General features: G+C 69.1%; 15 protein-coding genes. 7 read left to right on the plus strand and 8 right to left on the minus strand.

The window, feature by feature from the left end; genetic code table 11:
* Positions 1-165 precede the first annotated feature (165 nt).
* Positions 166-1,125: an alpha/beta hydrolase gene (locus tag ACTWP6_RS15420; RefSeq protein ID WP_260752888.1), complete on the plus strand. Its 960-nt coding sequence runs from the start codon at positions 166-168 to the stop codon at positions 1,123-1,125.
* A gap of 85 nt (positions 1,126-1,210) precedes the next feature.
* On the opposite strand, the gene ACTWP6_RS15425 is transcribed toward ACTWP6_RS15420, so the two are convergent.
* Complete coding sequence (locus ACTWP6_RS15425; protein WP_443188141.1) at positions 1,211-1,477, minus strand: hypothetical protein; 267 nt, start codon at positions 1,475-1,477, stop codon at positions 1,211-1,213.
* Positions 1,478-1,642: 165 nt separating this feature from the next.
* Here ACTWP6_RS15425 and ACTWP6_RS15430 point away from each other — a divergent pair, with 165 nt between their 5' ends.
* Entirely contained in the window at positions 1,643-1,981 is a 339-nt protein-coding gene (locus ACTWP6_RS15430; protein WP_443188142.1) for a DUF3253 domain-containing protein, read from the plus strand.
* Positions 1,978-2,526, plus strand: a complete 549-nt coding sequence (locus tag ACTWP6_RS15435) for a class I SAM-dependent methyltransferase (RefSeq protein ID WP_443188143.1) — start codon at positions 1,978-1,980, stop codon at positions 2,524-2,526. The genes ACTWP6_RS15430 and ACTWP6_RS15435 overlap by 4 nt, the downstream gene beginning before the upstream one ends.
* A gap of 10 nt (positions 2,527-2,536) precedes the next feature.
* Here ACTWP6_RS15435 and ACTWP6_RS15440 read toward each other — a convergent pair whose 3' ends face one another.
* Genes ACTWP6_RS15440 through ACTWP6_RS15450 form a run of 3 tightly spaced genes read right to left on the minus strand, consistent with a single transcriptional unit; the run spans position 2,537 to position 3,879 of the window.
* Positions 2,537-2,917, minus strand: coding sequence for a DUF4267 domain-containing protein (locus ACTWP6_RS15440; protein WP_443188144.1), 381 nt, complete (start codon positions 2,915-2,917; stop codon positions 2,537-2,539).
* Between the two features lie 51 nt (positions 2,918-2,968).
* Positions 2,969-3,337, minus strand: coding sequence for a SpoIIAA family protein (locus ACTWP6_RS15445; RefSeq protein ID WP_260752883.1), 369 nt, complete (start codon positions 3,335-3,337; stop codon positions 2,969-2,971).
* 59 nt (positions 3,338-3,396) lie between these two features.
* Positions 3,397-3,879 (minus strand): DinB family protein, encoded by a 483-nt coding sequence (locus ACTWP6_RS15450; RefSeq protein ID WP_443188201.1) that lies wholly within the window; start codon positions 3,877-3,879, stop codon positions 3,397-3,399.
* A gap of 88 nt (positions 3,880-3,967) precedes the next feature.
* On the opposite strand from ACTWP6_RS15450, the gene ACTWP6_RS15455 reads away from it, so the two are divergent.
* A complete protein-coding gene (locus tag ACTWP6_RS15455; RefSeq protein ID WP_443188145.1) occupies positions 3,968-5,509 on the plus strand; it encodes a class I adenylate-forming enzyme family protein in 1,542 nt (513 codons plus the stop codon).
* Here the strand turns inward: ACTWP6_RS15455 and ACTWP6_RS15460 are convergent.
* Entirely contained in the window at positions 5,481-6,362 is an 882-nt protein-coding gene (locus ACTWP6_RS15460; protein WP_443188146.1) for a TIGR03854 family LLM class F420-dependent oxidoreductase, read from the minus strand. The two genes, ACTWP6_RS15455 and ACTWP6_RS15460, sit on opposite strands and share 29 nt — an antisense overlap.
* Before the next feature lie 101 nt (positions 6,363-6,463).
* On the opposite strand from ACTWP6_RS15460, the gene ACTWP6_RS15465 reads away from it, so the two are divergent.
* Complete coding sequence (locus ACTWP6_RS15465) at positions 6,464-7,216, plus strand: alpha/beta hydrolase family protein (protein WP_443188147.1); 753 nt, start codon at positions 6,464-6,466, stop codon at positions 7,214-7,216.
* Positions 7,217-7,272: 56 nt separating this feature from the next.
* On the opposite strand, the gene ACTWP6_RS15470 is transcribed toward ACTWP6_RS15465, so the two are convergent.
* Positions 7,273-8,721, minus strand: a complete 1,449-nt coding sequence (locus ACTWP6_RS15470; protein WP_443188148.1) for a hypothetical protein — start codon at positions 8,719-8,721, stop codon at positions 7,273-7,275.
* Positions 8,722-9,014: 293 nt separating this feature from the next.
* The gene (locus ACTWP6_RS15475; protein ID WP_260758131.1) at positions 9,015-9,581 is read right to left on the minus strand and encodes a hypothetical protein; all 567 of its coding nucleotides are present in this window, start codon (positions 9,579-9,581) and stop codon (positions 9,015-9,017) included.
* 193 nt (positions 9,582-9,774) lie between these two features.
* Between ACTWP6_RS15475 and ACTWP6_RS15480 the strand changes: the two genes are divergently transcribed.
* Together ACTWP6_RS15480 and ACTWP6_RS15485 are read left to right on the plus strand one after the other, a co-directional pair.
* Complete coding sequence (locus ACTWP6_RS15480; RefSeq protein WP_396885499.1) at positions 9,775-10,314, plus strand: YdcF family protein; 540 nt, start codon at positions 9,775-9,777, stop codon at positions 10,312-10,314.
* A gap of 21 nt (positions 10,315-10,335) precedes the next feature.
* Positions 10,336-11,055, plus strand: a complete 720-nt coding sequence (locus ACTWP6_RS15485; RefSeq protein WP_260752878.1) for a CPBP family intramembrane glutamic endopeptidase — start codon at positions 10,336-10,338, stop codon at positions 11,053-11,055.
* Between the two features lie 4 nt (positions 11,056-11,059).
* Here the strand turns inward: ACTWP6_RS15485 and ACTWP6_RS15490 are convergent, their stop codons facing one another.
* The gene (locus tag ACTWP6_RS15490; RefSeq protein WP_443188149.1) at positions 11,060-12,874 is read right to left on the minus strand and encodes a fatty acyl-AMP ligase; all 1,815 of its coding nucleotides are present in this window, start codon (positions 12,872-12,874) and stop codon (positions 11,060-11,062) included.
* Positions 12,875-12,903: the final 29 nt, after the last annotated feature.

The raw sequence follows: 12,903 nt of genomic DNA on the forward strand, positions 1-12,903 counted from the left end.
CCCGCCCGTCTTCCAGCCGAAGCGCCCGCCGACCGTAACGCCGAATCGTCACATGACGAAGTAACGGATGCGGCACGGGCAATGCAGGCCAAACCAACGGTCTGCAGGGGACGTGCCTTTCCAGGCATGCGCGCCTCTGGCGCGCCGAGAGGACGGCGGTAACGAATGGACCCGATACGAGGCGTGGCACGACGGTTGTCGGTGAGCGCAGTGATCACTCTTCTTTTGTCAGGTCTGATCGCGGTGGCCGGCGGGTCGGCGACGGCGGCGGCGTACTCGCGACCGGGACTGCCCGTCGAGACGCTGATGGTGCCATCGGCGGCGATGGGCCGCGACATTCCCGTCCGGTTCCAGGGCGGCGGTCCGAAAGCGGTCTACCTGCTCGACGGATTGCGGGCCCGCGACGACAACAGCGGATGGGACATCGAGACGGCGGCGTTCGAGACGTTCTTCGAGTCCGGCGTGTCGGTGGTCATGCCCGTGGGAGGCATGTCGAGCTTCTACACCAACTGGCAGGGCCCGGCCGTCGGCAACGGCGCCACGTACAACTACCAGTGGGAGACGTTCCTGACCTCGGAGCTGCCGGCCTACCTGGCCGCCAACAAGGGCATCTCGCCGAGCGGCAATGCCGTTGTCGGACTGTCGATGTCAGGCAGTGCAGCGCTGATCCTGGCGGCTTACCACCCGGGGCAGTTCAGTTACGCGGGATCGCTGTCGGGCTATCTCAACCTCTCCGAAGGCGTGTGGCCGCTGCTGGTCAGCATCGCGATGCGCGACGCCGGTGGCTTCAGCTCGACGGCGATGTGGGGATTCGGCGGTGGCCCGGCGTGGAAGCGCAACGACCCGACGGTCAACGTCGGACGACTGGTGGCCAACGGCACCCGTCTCTGGGTGTACTGCGGCACCGGCCGGCCCGGTGAGCTCGGTGGCGGCGGCGACGTGCCGGGGCAGGTGCTCGAAGCGATCACGCTGGACAGCAACAAGGAGTTCCAGCGGCAGTACCGGGCGGCCGGCGGCGGGAACGGCGTGTTCAACTTCCCGCCCAATGGCACCCACGGGTGGGGCTACTGGGGTTCGCAGCTCAACGCGATGAGGCCCGACATCCAGCGGGTGCTGGGGACCTGACAGACTCCGGTGTCCGGAGCCCGACAGACGGCACCGGCCGTCGCTGACCGGGGGGTCGGCGGCGGCCGGTGTGTCGGTTCGAAGATCAGTACGTGGGGATGAACACGCCGTTCAGCCACACGCCCCAGTGCTGCCAGCCCTCATCCCAAACCTGTGGCTGGCCGTTAGCCCACAGCGGATCGATCGGCTTAGGCGGTGCCCAGGCAGGCGCGGTGCCCTCGTTGGGCCTGGCAGGCGGAGCCGGCGGCGGCGTCCAGCCGGGCTGGGCGGCGGCCGTGGCCGCAACGCCCATCGCGCCTGCGGTGAGCCCACCGAGAACAGCTGCACTGGCAAGGACGTGGTTCAACTTCATCGTGAGAACTCCAATCCCGGGTAACGACCCGCAGTCCTTCGGAAAACAGCTGACAACTAGCCGCAACCGCACGCTGGTAAACACATCTGCCTCCGGGAAGTTCACAGGTTCGGGAGTCCGCCCTGATCACCGGCCCGCGGTGTGGCCTAGTGCACACTGAGGCGGATGGCTGAGCAACGGCGGGCAGAGCTGGAGCGGATTGCCGGCGGCGGCGGTCCGGGGGCGGCCAAGGCCAGGTTGGCGCTGGGGGACGCTCCGATCAGGCAGCGCCTACGCGCAGGCATCCTCGCACTGGCCGCGCACCGCGGACCCGGCAGCAGCACCTGCCCGTCGGACGCCGCGCGAGCGGTCGGTGGCGCGCGCTGGCGCGACGTCATGGTCGACGCCCGGGACCTCGCCCGCGAACTGGCCCGGGCGGGGAAAGTGGAGATCACCCAGCGCGGCGAGGTGCTCGACCCCGACGGCCAGTGGCGCGGCCCGATCAGGATCCGGATCCGCCCATGACCGCCGACGACGCGATGCGCTGGAACCGCCGCTACGCCGCGCGCGGACCCGTCGCGGTCACCGACGTCGCGCTGCCGGAGCGGTTCCGGCCGTTCGCCGACCTGTTCCCCACCCGTGGCCACGCCGTGGAACTGGCCTGCGGGTCCGGCGCCGCCGCCGTGTGGCTGGCCCGGCGGGGGCTGAGCGTGTGGGCCTGCGACGCCTCTGAGGTGGCGGTCGACCAGGCCCGCGACCTGGCGCAGCGTTGCGGCGTGGCAGCCCGTTGCCGGTTCGAGGTGATCGACCTCGACGCCGGACTACCCCCGGGCGGGCGTCCAGACATGGTGTTGTGCAACATGTTCCGTGATCCTCGGCTCGACGGGCCGATCGTGGACCGGCTCGCGCCCGGGGGTCTGCTCGCGGTCAGCGCGCTCAGTGAGGTGGGCGCGGCGCCCGGCCGGTTCCGGGCTCGGCCCAAAGAGTTGAGGGTCGCGTTCGCCGCCCTGGACACGATTGCGTACGGCGAAGCCGGTGGCGAGGCGTGGTTGCTGGCCCGGCGGCGGTGACAGCGCGCGTTCAGCGCGCCCGGCGCCGCGGGCGGGCGGCACCCCACACCCCGACTCCGATGCCGACGACCGCGCCCCCGAGGCCGATCACTCGTTGGGACCGGCGCATCTGATCGTGAACGCCGATGCCGCCCAGGAGGTCGGACGCGTCGGCGCCACCGGAAGCGAGGAACCAGCCCCGGGTGTCCTGGCCCCGCAGCCCGGCCGCGAGCAGTAGCCCGCCGATCAACGCGTCCCGGTACCCCATCGAGCGCAGTAGGAGCTTGGCCGTGGGCGGTGGTTCGGAAGGGTCACCCCACAGCTTGTTCGCCCGAAGCGGATCCACGAGGAAGGAGATGCCTGACGCCAGCCGGATACCGCCGGCGATCACGGCTGCGCGGTCTGCGGCCATGCCGGGCACCCTACGCGGACTTCGCCAGCAGCAGTGGCGGTTTCGCCGAGGTCAGCCCGCGGCCCACGTCTTGGCGTCGGCGAGCTGATCGATCCCGAACAGCTTCAGATCGCCGGGGACCATCCAGCCGACGGCATGCAGCGCGTGCGCGACCCAGTCCTTGTCCGTTACGACGGCGACCCGGCGGAAGGCCGAGTGACGGTGCACCAGGGTGCCCAGCCCCATCTTCAGATCCTGAAGGAATCCGCCGGGGCCGAAACCCCGGTAATCGTCGGCCACCACCTCGACCAGCCTGATCTCGTCGCCGCCGAGCATGGTCGCCAGCGTGGTGCCGAAGTCGCGCAGTTCGTCACCGCTCACCTGACCCGATACGCGGAAACCCGCGACACCGTCGGGCATGTCATCGAGGATTTCGATCATCGGAACCTCCGGATCTCGCAGGCTGCGTGCCTCGGTGCCACTCAGACGCAGTGTCCCACTCAGACGCCCGTCACACCGTCGATCCGTTCACGGATGAGGTCGGCGTGCCCGATGTGGCGCGCGTACTCCCCGATCATGTGCAGATAGACCCAGCGCAGCGATACGTCGGTGCCCATGAACGGAGCGGTGTCATCCAGGCCCCGGGCCGCGCAGATGGCTTGAGCCGCCGCGACCTCGGCACGCCACGTCGCGGTCGCATCCGCGAACGACACCGCGTCGCGAAGCTCGAACCCCCCGTCGTGGCCGTCGGTGCCGGCCCCGGGGGCGTAGATCGGCGGCGCCGTCTCACCGCCCAGGATGCGACGGAACCAGTTGCGCTCCACCTCGGCCATGTGCTGGACCAGACCCTGCAGCGTCAGCGGCGACGGCGGCACCGACGCGGTGCGCAACTGCGCCTCGGCCGGCCCTTCGCATTTCAGCAGCAGCGTGTGCCGCTGGAAGTCCAGCCAGCCCTCCAGTTGCGCGCGCTCGTCGCTGTTCATCGGCGGTGTCGTGCGTTCGGTCACGGTCGCCGATCCTGCCACCGGCACCCGACAACGGGTCTGCGGAGCCGTTGGGGAAGATCATCGGGTGGAAGCTCTCACCGTTCCGGCCCTCCTGGTGGCTGCGGCGCGCACCTGCGGCGAACGCCCGTATGTGGTGACCCCGACCGAACGACTCACCTATGCCGACGCGGACCGGCGTTCGGCTGCGTTGGCGCGCTGGCTGCTCGGTCAGGGCGTGGGCAAGGGCACCCGGGTCGGCCTGTTCTTTCCCAACAGCGCCGAGTGGGTCCTCTGGTGGCTGGCGGTGTCACGCGTGGGTGCCGTCGCAGTCCCGCTGAGCACGATGTATCGGCCCGTCGAGCTGGCGAAGGTGCTGCGGCTGGCCGACGCCGCGATGCTGATCGCCCCCACCCGGGTTCTCGACTTCGACGTCGCCGACCGGTTGCAGGAGGCGTTACCCGGACTGAGCGGGGCGCACGGCCCCCGAATCATGTTGCCCGAAGCGCCTTTTCTCCGGCGCATCGTGCTCACCGGAGACAGCGACCTCGGGTGGGCGACAGCGCTGGACGGTGCCGGCTCCGTGTCGTCGGAGATCCTGACGGCCGCCGAGACCGCGGTGTCCCCCGCCGACCTCGCGATCATGGTGCACACCTCCGGGTCGACAGCAGATCCCAAAGGCGTCCTACACACTCACGGCACGCTGGTGCGTCAGACCTCCGCTTGGCCCGCGGCGATCCGCGCGATCACGGGATCGGAGGCCGACCCGGTGATCCTGTCGGCGATGCCGTTCTTCTGGATCGGCGGGGTGCTCGCCGTGACCGGTGCGCTGCACGAACCGGTCACGCTGCTGGTGCTGCCGAGGCTCGATGCCGGCGCCGCGCTCGACCTCGCGGAGAACGAACGGGCCACCGGCCTCGTCGGTTGGCCCGCGTTCACCCAGCAGCTGCGTCAACACCCCACTTTCGCGGGGCGGGACCTCAGTTCGGCCCCGATGCTGCGTGAGGGCCCGCTCGACATCGCGATGACCGATGTCCCGGATGGATTCCCGGTGCACCGCACCATGTCCGAGACCGCGGGCGGATTCGGCTACACCGACATCAAGATCGTCGACGAGACCGGAACACCGGTTCCTGACGGTGATGTCGGTGAACTCCTCGTCCGGGGCATCGGGGTGATGGCGGGATACAACAAGCGCGAACGCCATGAGACGTTCGACGCCGACGGCTGGTACCACACCGGCGACCGCGTCTACCGCCGGTCTGACGATCCCCGGCTGTTCTACGTCGGCCGCACCAGCGAACTGATCAAGACTGCCGGGGCCAACGTTTCACCGCTGGAGGTGGAAGCGGTCATCGAGAGCTTCCACGACGTGGCGCAGTGTGTGGTCGTCGGCACCGCTCATCCCGAGCGTGGTGAAGAGGTCTGCGCGGTGCTGGTACCCGCGCGCGGCGAGGTGGACGTGGAGTCGGTCGCGCGACGCGCGCGGGATGCCCTGTCGTCCTACAAGGTTCCCACCCGCTGGCTCACCGCCACCGACGACCAGTTACCGATCCTGCCCAGCGGCAAGCTGAATCGGCGTGCACTCGGCTCTTGGTTTGTCAGTTCTGCCGCGGCAGAAGCTCTTTGACGAAGCTATCGAGGAAATCGGAGGTAGGCATCCGGGCGGCGGGACGGATCACGAACTTGGTCAGCCCGGCCCCGACGTAGGCGTCGATCCGGCGGTGCAGCTGCGCCCAGTCGGCCGCGACCAACTCGATGGGGTCCAGGTCGGGGCGTCGCCGGCGAATCGCGGCGAGGACCGGCTCGGGCAGGTCGCCGTCACCGACCGCGAGGTTGATGCCGAAGTGGTCCTCGGGCACCTCCCGGCCGGCCGCCTCGGCGGTCGCCCGGATCGTTTCCACGGCCCGGCCTGCCTCGGCCGGGGTGACGAAACTGCCCAGCCAGCCGTCCGCGAGCTCGCCGATGCGCCGGTACCCGGCCGGGGACGATCCGCCCAGCCAGATATCGAGGCCGGGAGCCGGTTTGGGGTGGATGTCGACATCGCGGACAGAGAAGAACTCGCCGCGGAATGTGACGAGGTCCTCGGTGAGCGCCGCGCGGAGCAGCCGCAGCGACTCGTCGAACACCGCTGCCCGCTGGTTGTGCGGCACCACGAACGCATCCCGCTCGGCCGGCAGGGCCGAACGCAGACCGAAAACCGGCAGCACCCTTTTCGGGGCCAGCGCGGCCAGCGACGCCAGTTGCTTGGCGACCAGCACCGGATGTCGGCCGGGCAGCACTGCCACTGAGGTGCCGACTTTCAGCCGCGTGGTGCGGGCCAACGCGTAGGTCATGCCGACGAAGGGCTCCACCGCAGGCGCGTACACCAGTTCGGAGAACCACAGCGAGTCGACCCCGGTGCTCTCCAGATGGTCGACGACAGCGGGCAGTTGCTCGTGTTCCACATCTACGCCGAGGCTGACTCCGAACCGGACCTTCACCGCTGACTCCTCGTCTGTCGTCGCTGCTTTCCCGTCAGGCAACGCAGTGCGGGGCGGGTTTGTGCCCGTCACCGGCACGCACCGGGTGACAGGATGAGCCCGTGGCAGAACGCGTGACGTTCCTCAGCAGCAGCGGCCCCACGCTTGCCGGGCTGATCGACGTGCCGGAAGGACCGACCCGTGGGTGGGGGGTGTTTTCCCACGGCTTCACCCTGGGCAAGGACAGCCCGGCGGCCAGCAGGATCTGTAAGGAGCTGGCCCGGGAGGGCATCGGCATGCTGCGGTTCGACAATCTCGGCCTGGGCGACTCCGAAGGCGACTGGGGCGACGGGTCGTTCTCCCACAAGGTCGCCGACACCGCGCGTGCCGTCGAGTTCATGACCGAGCGCGGTCACGGGGTGCGACTGCTCGTGGGGCACTCCTTCGGCGGTGCGGCCGCCATCGCGGCCGCGCACCACTGCCCGTCGGTTGCGGCCGTGGCCAGTGTGGGCGCGCCGTTCCGGCCTGCCCACGTCGAACACATCTACGACGCGCTGGTGGCCCGTGTCGAGGCCGAGGGGGAAGCGCCTCTGCACATCGGCGGCAAGGCGCTCACGCTGCGCCGCGACTTCGTCGAGGACGTCCGCGAGGCAGACCTGCACGGGCGGATCAAGACGTTGCGCCGGGCGCTGTTGGTGATGCACTCCCCGACCGACAACACGGTCGGGATCGCGAACGCCAGCGACATCTTCCGCGCCGCGCGGCACCCGCGCAGCTTCGTCTCGCTCGAGGGCGCCGACCACCTGCTCACCGGGAAGAACCAGGCGGCACGGGCGGCCCGCATCATCAGTGCGTGGGCTGACCCGTACCTGTGAGCAGGCCGGTCGGCGCCGTCACGGGCGCAGAAGGGCCGGTCCTCGGGACCGAGCTGCTAGCTCTGCGAGCCGCCCGAGCCGGAATCGCTGCTGCCGGAATCGGAGCTACCCGAACCTGATCCGGACTCGCGCTGCTTCGACGAGGTGCTCTCTTCGGCCTTCTTGCCGTCCGTCTCGCTGCTCTTCGAGCTGGGCTTCTTGAATCCGTCGGTCAGCTTGGAGATCGTCGAGTTGATCGAATCGCGCACGTTCTTCACCGCCACGCCGGTGGCCGTCGGCTTGCGGTGCTTCGGACCGGTGGCCTGCTCCGGCGCGTCGAGGTCCTCGTCCTGGGCGACCGCGGCTGCGGGCGCCTCCTGGGCGACCACAGCGCTGTCCGTGGCCGGGGTGGAAGCCGCCAGGGCGTCGACGGCGCTGTCCGTGGCCGGACCGGCCACGAGCGCTTCCGGAGCCGGCGTGGTGTCGGGATCCTCGAACACCGGTCCGGGCACCGGCTCGTTGTCGGGGTTCGGGACGAACGGCGCGCAGATCGCGCACTGGGTGCCCGGCACGAACGGGTTGTAGGCGGTGTTCAGCCCGCGGGAGATGCTGGCCAGGCTGGCCAGCACGAGCTCGGGTGTCACGAACTTGATCGACGAGACGTCAGGGGTACCGGTCAGGCTGTTGTAGAAGCTGGTGAACGGCGTGGTGGGATCCAGCTTGACGGTCTGGCCGGACCACGGGACCTCCCGGCCGTCGGGATCCTTGACGTAGCACTGGCCGTCTTCACTGCAGGTGATGCCTTCACGCGCCTCGGGATAGGTATATCCCTCGGGCGAAAACAGCGCCGCGATGGCACGAACATCGAACATTTTGCTGGTGATGCCGGAGGAATTCTCGCAGGCGCCGGAACCGGTTCCGGTGCAGCCTTCGTCCATCGGAAGCTGGGATGCGGCGATGGCGGCGACCATGTTTCCCAGCGGCACGGACAAGGCGGGGAAGGGCACCAGCAGGTTGGTGATGGCCTGATACCTCGGAACGTCGGCGGCGTCGGTTCCGAGGATGTTGGTGGGGCTGTACACCCACCAGCTACCGCCGTAGTGCAAGTTTGCGCCCAGGCCGACGACGTTGCCGTCGGGCTGGTTCAGGGTGACGCCCTCGTAGGTCGGCTGGAAGCTCGGGCCACCATCGGGTTCGGATCCGAGCTGCACATTTCCCGGGCCGAGTGCGGTGAAGAAGTTGTACGGCGTATTCGCCAGCGCGATAAACAAGTTGGCCGGAATGTTGAATACATTCGTGCTGTCGGCGGTCGGGGTGAAAGGGGTCGCCGAAGGAAGCCCCGATGGGCTGCTGCACACGGCGCTGGAGTCGCCGGGCTCGCAACTTGCGGTGGCAGCGACCAGGCCGACCTCAAAGCTTGCTGTGCGGTGCAGCGGCTGTGGTGTGGTGATCGGTGCCGCGGAGATGACACCCGCCCCCACCAGGGCGACCCCGGCGGTGACGTAGGTACGTGCGACTGCGGGCATGACGCGCCCCTCCTATGTTGCTGTGATCGGCCCCGACCGCAAGAAAAGTATCCAGAATGGAACCTTCTGTCTAGCTGGATGAGACAAATTCTCACCATTTGGTCATTTGCTGACGTGTGCGTCAGTTAATTGAGGTGTGATATGCAGCAAACTCTGCCGGGGCTTCGCGACGAATTTCGAATCGTTTCGCTGGACGCGCCGCTGGGATTCGAGCGAAAACGCGATTCCAGCTCGCAATTCACCGGTTCATCGTGCAGGTCGTCGCGCTCCGCGTCGGAGACGACGTGGAGGTGCTACCCGCCGGTTGACCCGTCGGCTTCGGCCCCGCCGACCTCCGCGGGCAACGGCGGCGGCAGCGGGGTGGGCTTCGCGGTCGACGACGGTGCTGGGGTCGAGGTGCTCGACGGTGTCCGGGGGGAGGTCGTCGACGGCGCCGATGAACCCGCCCGGTGGAAGTCCACCATCGGCTCGTCGCGGATCACCTTCTCCCCCACGCTGATCACCAATGCCTCCGAGGTCACCATGTAGTCCACGCCGTCATTGGTGGCGGTGAACGCGCCGTCCGGCGACTGCGTCGCCGAGGTGATCAACCTGGCCCCGTCGCGTATGCGCACACCCCGGTACTGGTAATCGCCGTCGGTGTCGCGGCAGATCGCCACCCGCGACCCCGCGGTGCTGCCGAACACGACCAGGGTGGCCGGTGCGGCGCACCGAGCCGTCGAGTCGAGGTACCCCTGACCGTCGTAGGGCGGAGGCGCCGAGGTGGCGGTCGGGGCGGCGGCGAGCGCCCACGGGACGCACGCCAGCGAGGCGGTCGCGGCGAGCGCCGCACGGCGGAAGGCACAGCGGTGGACAGACATCACCATCCACCAGACCACGCCTCGGCCGGCCGTGCGAACCCGCATCGCCGATGATCACGCATTGTTGACGGTTCGAGACCCGACCGTAATGACATCGGCCGCCACGGCGATGAACCGGTTGATGACTCCGCGATTGGCAGTGACACGTCGCCGGCTGGTGGCCCGGTGCAACGTGGTGATCGTCGCGCTGGCGATGGCGATCGGGCTGCTGAGCCTGGGGCCCGTCGGCACCGCCGTGGCGGCTCCCCCGACCTTCGTGGTCAAGGACTTCTCGAAGCCGGCGATCGTCATTCTGGGGTACGGGCTCAAACCCGACGGCACCATGCGCACGATCCTGCACACCCGTGTGCTCGCGGGAATGGCCATCGGACACATGTTCCCGCAGTCGCCCATCATCGTCACCGGCGGCAACCCACGCAACGGCAACACCGAAGCCGGTCAGATGCGCAAGATGCTGCGCCTCTACGGCATCCCCGACCACCGCATCATCGTCGAGGGCAGAGCCAACAGCACGGTGCAGAACGCCGCGTTCTCGGTGCCGCTTGCCGAACAAGCGAGCACGTCAGGGATCATCCTGGTGACCTCGTCGTCCCATCAGGACCGCGCAGACGGCAATTTCGCCGCCGCCGGTGGGAACGTGCTGGCGACGGTGAGCTTCCCCGACGGCAACCCGTCGATCAATGTCGCGCAGTTCGTGCGTGACGTCCTCAGCCCGTTCATCACCATCACCTGAGACGTGAACTAGCGTTCGACCGTGGTCGACGCACACCGGACCGAGATCCGGCACCGCTGGGGACTGGGAGCCTTCGTGCTCGTTGAAGCGGTCTATCTTGCGACATCGCTGCTGCTGGGCTATCTGTTCGGAGGCCGTTCCGGGGCCGGCACGGTGCACGTCGCGGTGATCCTGCTGGCGGTCGGGGTGCCCAGCGCGTGCGCGGCGGCGGTGGCGATCGTCATCACCCGACTGCGCGGAAACGGGCCTCGCGCAGATCTGGCCCTCCGATGGTCCTGGCGCAGCGCCGGCGCCGGGCTGCTGTTCGGGGTCTGCGGCCTACTGGTCACGATCCCGGCCTCGGTGCTGTGGATCCAGATCGTCGGCGAGGACGCGAATTCGGCGGCCGGCCAGGTGTTCGGCGAAATCCGGAGCGACTGGGCGTGGGCGATCGCGGTGTTCCTGCTGATCGCGATCATCGCGCCCGTTTTCGAGGAGATCGTCTACCGCGGACTGCTGTGGGGTGCGGTGCAGCAGCGCTGGGGGCGCTGGGCCGCGTTCGGGGTCAGCACCGTGGTGTTCGCCGTCGCGCACCTCGAATGGAGCCGCGTCCCGCTGCTGCTGGTCATCGCGATCCCGATCGGCCTGGCCCGTCTCTACACCGGGAACCTCACGGCGAGCATCGTCGCGCACCAGGTGACGAACCTGCTGCCGGGCCTTGTGCTGATGTTCACCGTCGCAGGAGTGCTGCCCGCGGCGTGACCGGTCAGCCGAAGCCGCCGCCGAGATACTCGGCGCGGCATGCCCGCCGGGCGAGCTTGCCGCTGGTGGTGCGCGGGATCGCGCCCGCCGGCACCACCCGCACGTCGGCGACGGGGAGCCCGTGCCGGCGCCGCACCGCCGATCGCACCGCCTCGACGGCCTGTGCGGTGTCCACATGCGCGGTGCCCGCCGCGCGTTCGGCGACGACGACCACGTCCCCGTCGACGGTGAACGCCGTGACATACCCGCGCCGCACCACCGGCGAGGCATCGGCCGCGGTGGCCTCGATGTGTTGCGGATAGTGACTGAGCCCGTCCACGAAGAGCTGATCGGCGATCCGCCCGCTCACGTACAGCTCGCCGTCCAGATAGAACCCGAGATCGCCGGTGCGCAGCCAGTTCTCATCGACGCCGACGCCGAGGGCGTGGCTACCGTCGGGCTGCGTGCCGGCCAGCCGCGCCCCGAACGTGGCTGCAGTCTGCTGGGGCAGACCCCAATAGCCGCGGCCGACGTTGTCACCGTGCAGCCAGATCTCCCCGACCACGCCGTCGGGGCGTTCAATGCCGTCGCCGTCGACGATCACGCACCGCTGGCTACGCGCAACCTGACCGCAGGACACCTGGGCGACGGCCCGCTCGTGGTCCGGTCGTACCGGCATCGCGCGGCCCTCGATCAGCTGCTGCCGGTCGACATATCGGACGGTGACTTCCGCATCCGGCGCGATCGTAGAGACGAACAGGGTTGCCTCGGCCAGGCCGTAGGACGGTTTGAAGGCGGTGCCGGGTAGGCCGAACAGTGCGAAGGCGGCGTTGAAGGCGTTGATCGCGTCGATGCTGACCGGCTCGGAGCCGACGATCAGCACGACGTCGCGAAGATCGACACCGGCGTCGGGGTCGGGCACTCCGCGCCGGGCGGCCCACTCGTAGGCGAAGTTCGGGGCCGCCGTCACCACCCGTCCGCTGCGCGCGGCGGCCGACAACGCCTCGATCCACCGGAGCGGCCGGCGGATGAACGCCGTCGGCGACATCAGCGTGGAGTGCCCGCCGTACACCGCGGGAAAGCCGATCATGGACAGCCCCATGTCGTGGTAGAGCGGTAACCAGCTGACGCCGTGGGTGTTCCGGTCCAGGAGGTCGATCGACAGGATCATCTGCAGCAGGTTGGTGCCCACGGCGCGGTGAGTGATCTCCACACCGACAGGTGGGCGCGTCGCGCCGCCGGTGTACTGCAGGTGTGACACGTCGTCGACGTCGATGATCACCGGGGCGAAATCGCGGGCAGCGGAGTCGGCGACGTCGTCGATCACGACGACCGCGGGCCGCTCGGCATCGCCCATCGCCGCCAGGAAGTCCTCGACGGGTCCGCGCGCGGCAGCCGTCGTCAACACGGCGGCCGGGCGCGAGTCACGGAGCGCGACATCGAGGCGCTCGGCGTGCCCGGGCAATTCGGGTGCGAACAGCGGCACGGCGATGGTCCCCGCCTTCGCCGCGGCGAAGAAACCCGCCACGTACTCCAGCCCCTGCGGCGCAAGAATCGCCACCCGGTCGCCCCGGCCGGCCACTTGCTGCAGGTGCGCGCCGATCGCCTGCATCCGGACACCGAGCTGCTTCCAGGTCATCTCGACGGTGTGTGCGTCGTCCCCGCCCGAATAGTCCAGGAACCGGTAGGCCACGGTGTCTCCGACGTGGGCGATATTGCGCTCGATCAGCGAGATCAGGGTGACTCCGGGCGGCAACACGATCTCGCCGGCGTCGTCGAGACAGTCCTCGATCCGCAGCAGCCCCTCTGGGACGGCCTCTCGCGTCGTGTCGCGGTGCATGTCTGCAGTCTAGGCAGGGTGGCGGACCC

Source organism: Mycobacterium sp. 4D054, assembly GCF_052245755.1.
Lineage (GTDB): Bacteria > Actinomycetota > Actinomycetes > Mycobacteriales > Mycobacteriaceae > Mycobacterium.

Coding starts and splice junctions, on each gene's coding strand:
- ACTWP6_RS15470 (WP_443188148.1), bottom strand. CDS start 8,721: ATGCCCGCAGTCGCACGTACCTACGTCACCGCCGGGGTCGCCCTGGTG.
- ACTWP6_RS15440 (WP_443188144.1), bottom strand. CDS start 2,917: ATGGCCGCAGACCGCGCAGCCGTGATCGCCGGCGGTATCCGGCTGGCG.
- ACTWP6_RS15435 (WP_443188143.1), top strand. CDS start 1,978: ATGACCGCCGACGACGCGATGCGCTGGAACCGCCGCTACGCCGCGCGC.
- ACTWP6_RS15445 (WP_260752883.1), bottom strand. CDS start 3,337: ATGATCGAAATCCTCGATGACATGCCCGACGGTGTCGCGGGTTTCCGC.
- ACTWP6_RS15490 (WP_443188149.1), bottom strand. CDS start 12,874: ATGCACCGCGACACGACGCGAGAGGCCGTCCCAGAGGGGCTGCTGCGG.
- ACTWP6_RS15430 (WP_443188142.1), top strand. CDS start 1,643: ATGGCTGAGCAACGGCGGGCAGAGCTGGAGCGGATTGCCGGCGGCGGC.
- ACTWP6_RS15425 (WP_443188141.1), bottom strand. CDS start 1,477: ATGAAGTTGAACCACGTCCTTGCCAGTGCAGCTGTTCTCGGTGGGCTC.
- ACTWP6_RS15475 (WP_260758131.1), bottom strand. CDS start 9,581: ATGTCTGTCCACCGCTGTGCCTTCCGCCGTGCGGCGCTCGCCGCGACC.
- ACTWP6_RS15420 (WP_260752888.1), top strand. CDS start 166: ATGGACCCGATACGAGGCGTGGCACGACGGTTGTCGGTGAGCGCAGTG.
- ACTWP6_RS15450 (WP_443188201.1), bottom strand. CDS start 3,879: ATGAACAGCGACGAGCGCGCGCAACTGGAGGGCTGGCTGGACTTCCAG.
- ACTWP6_RS15480 (WP_396885499.1), top strand. CDS start 9,775: ATGGCGATCGGGCTGCTGAGCCTGGGGCCCGTCGGCACCGCCGTGGCG.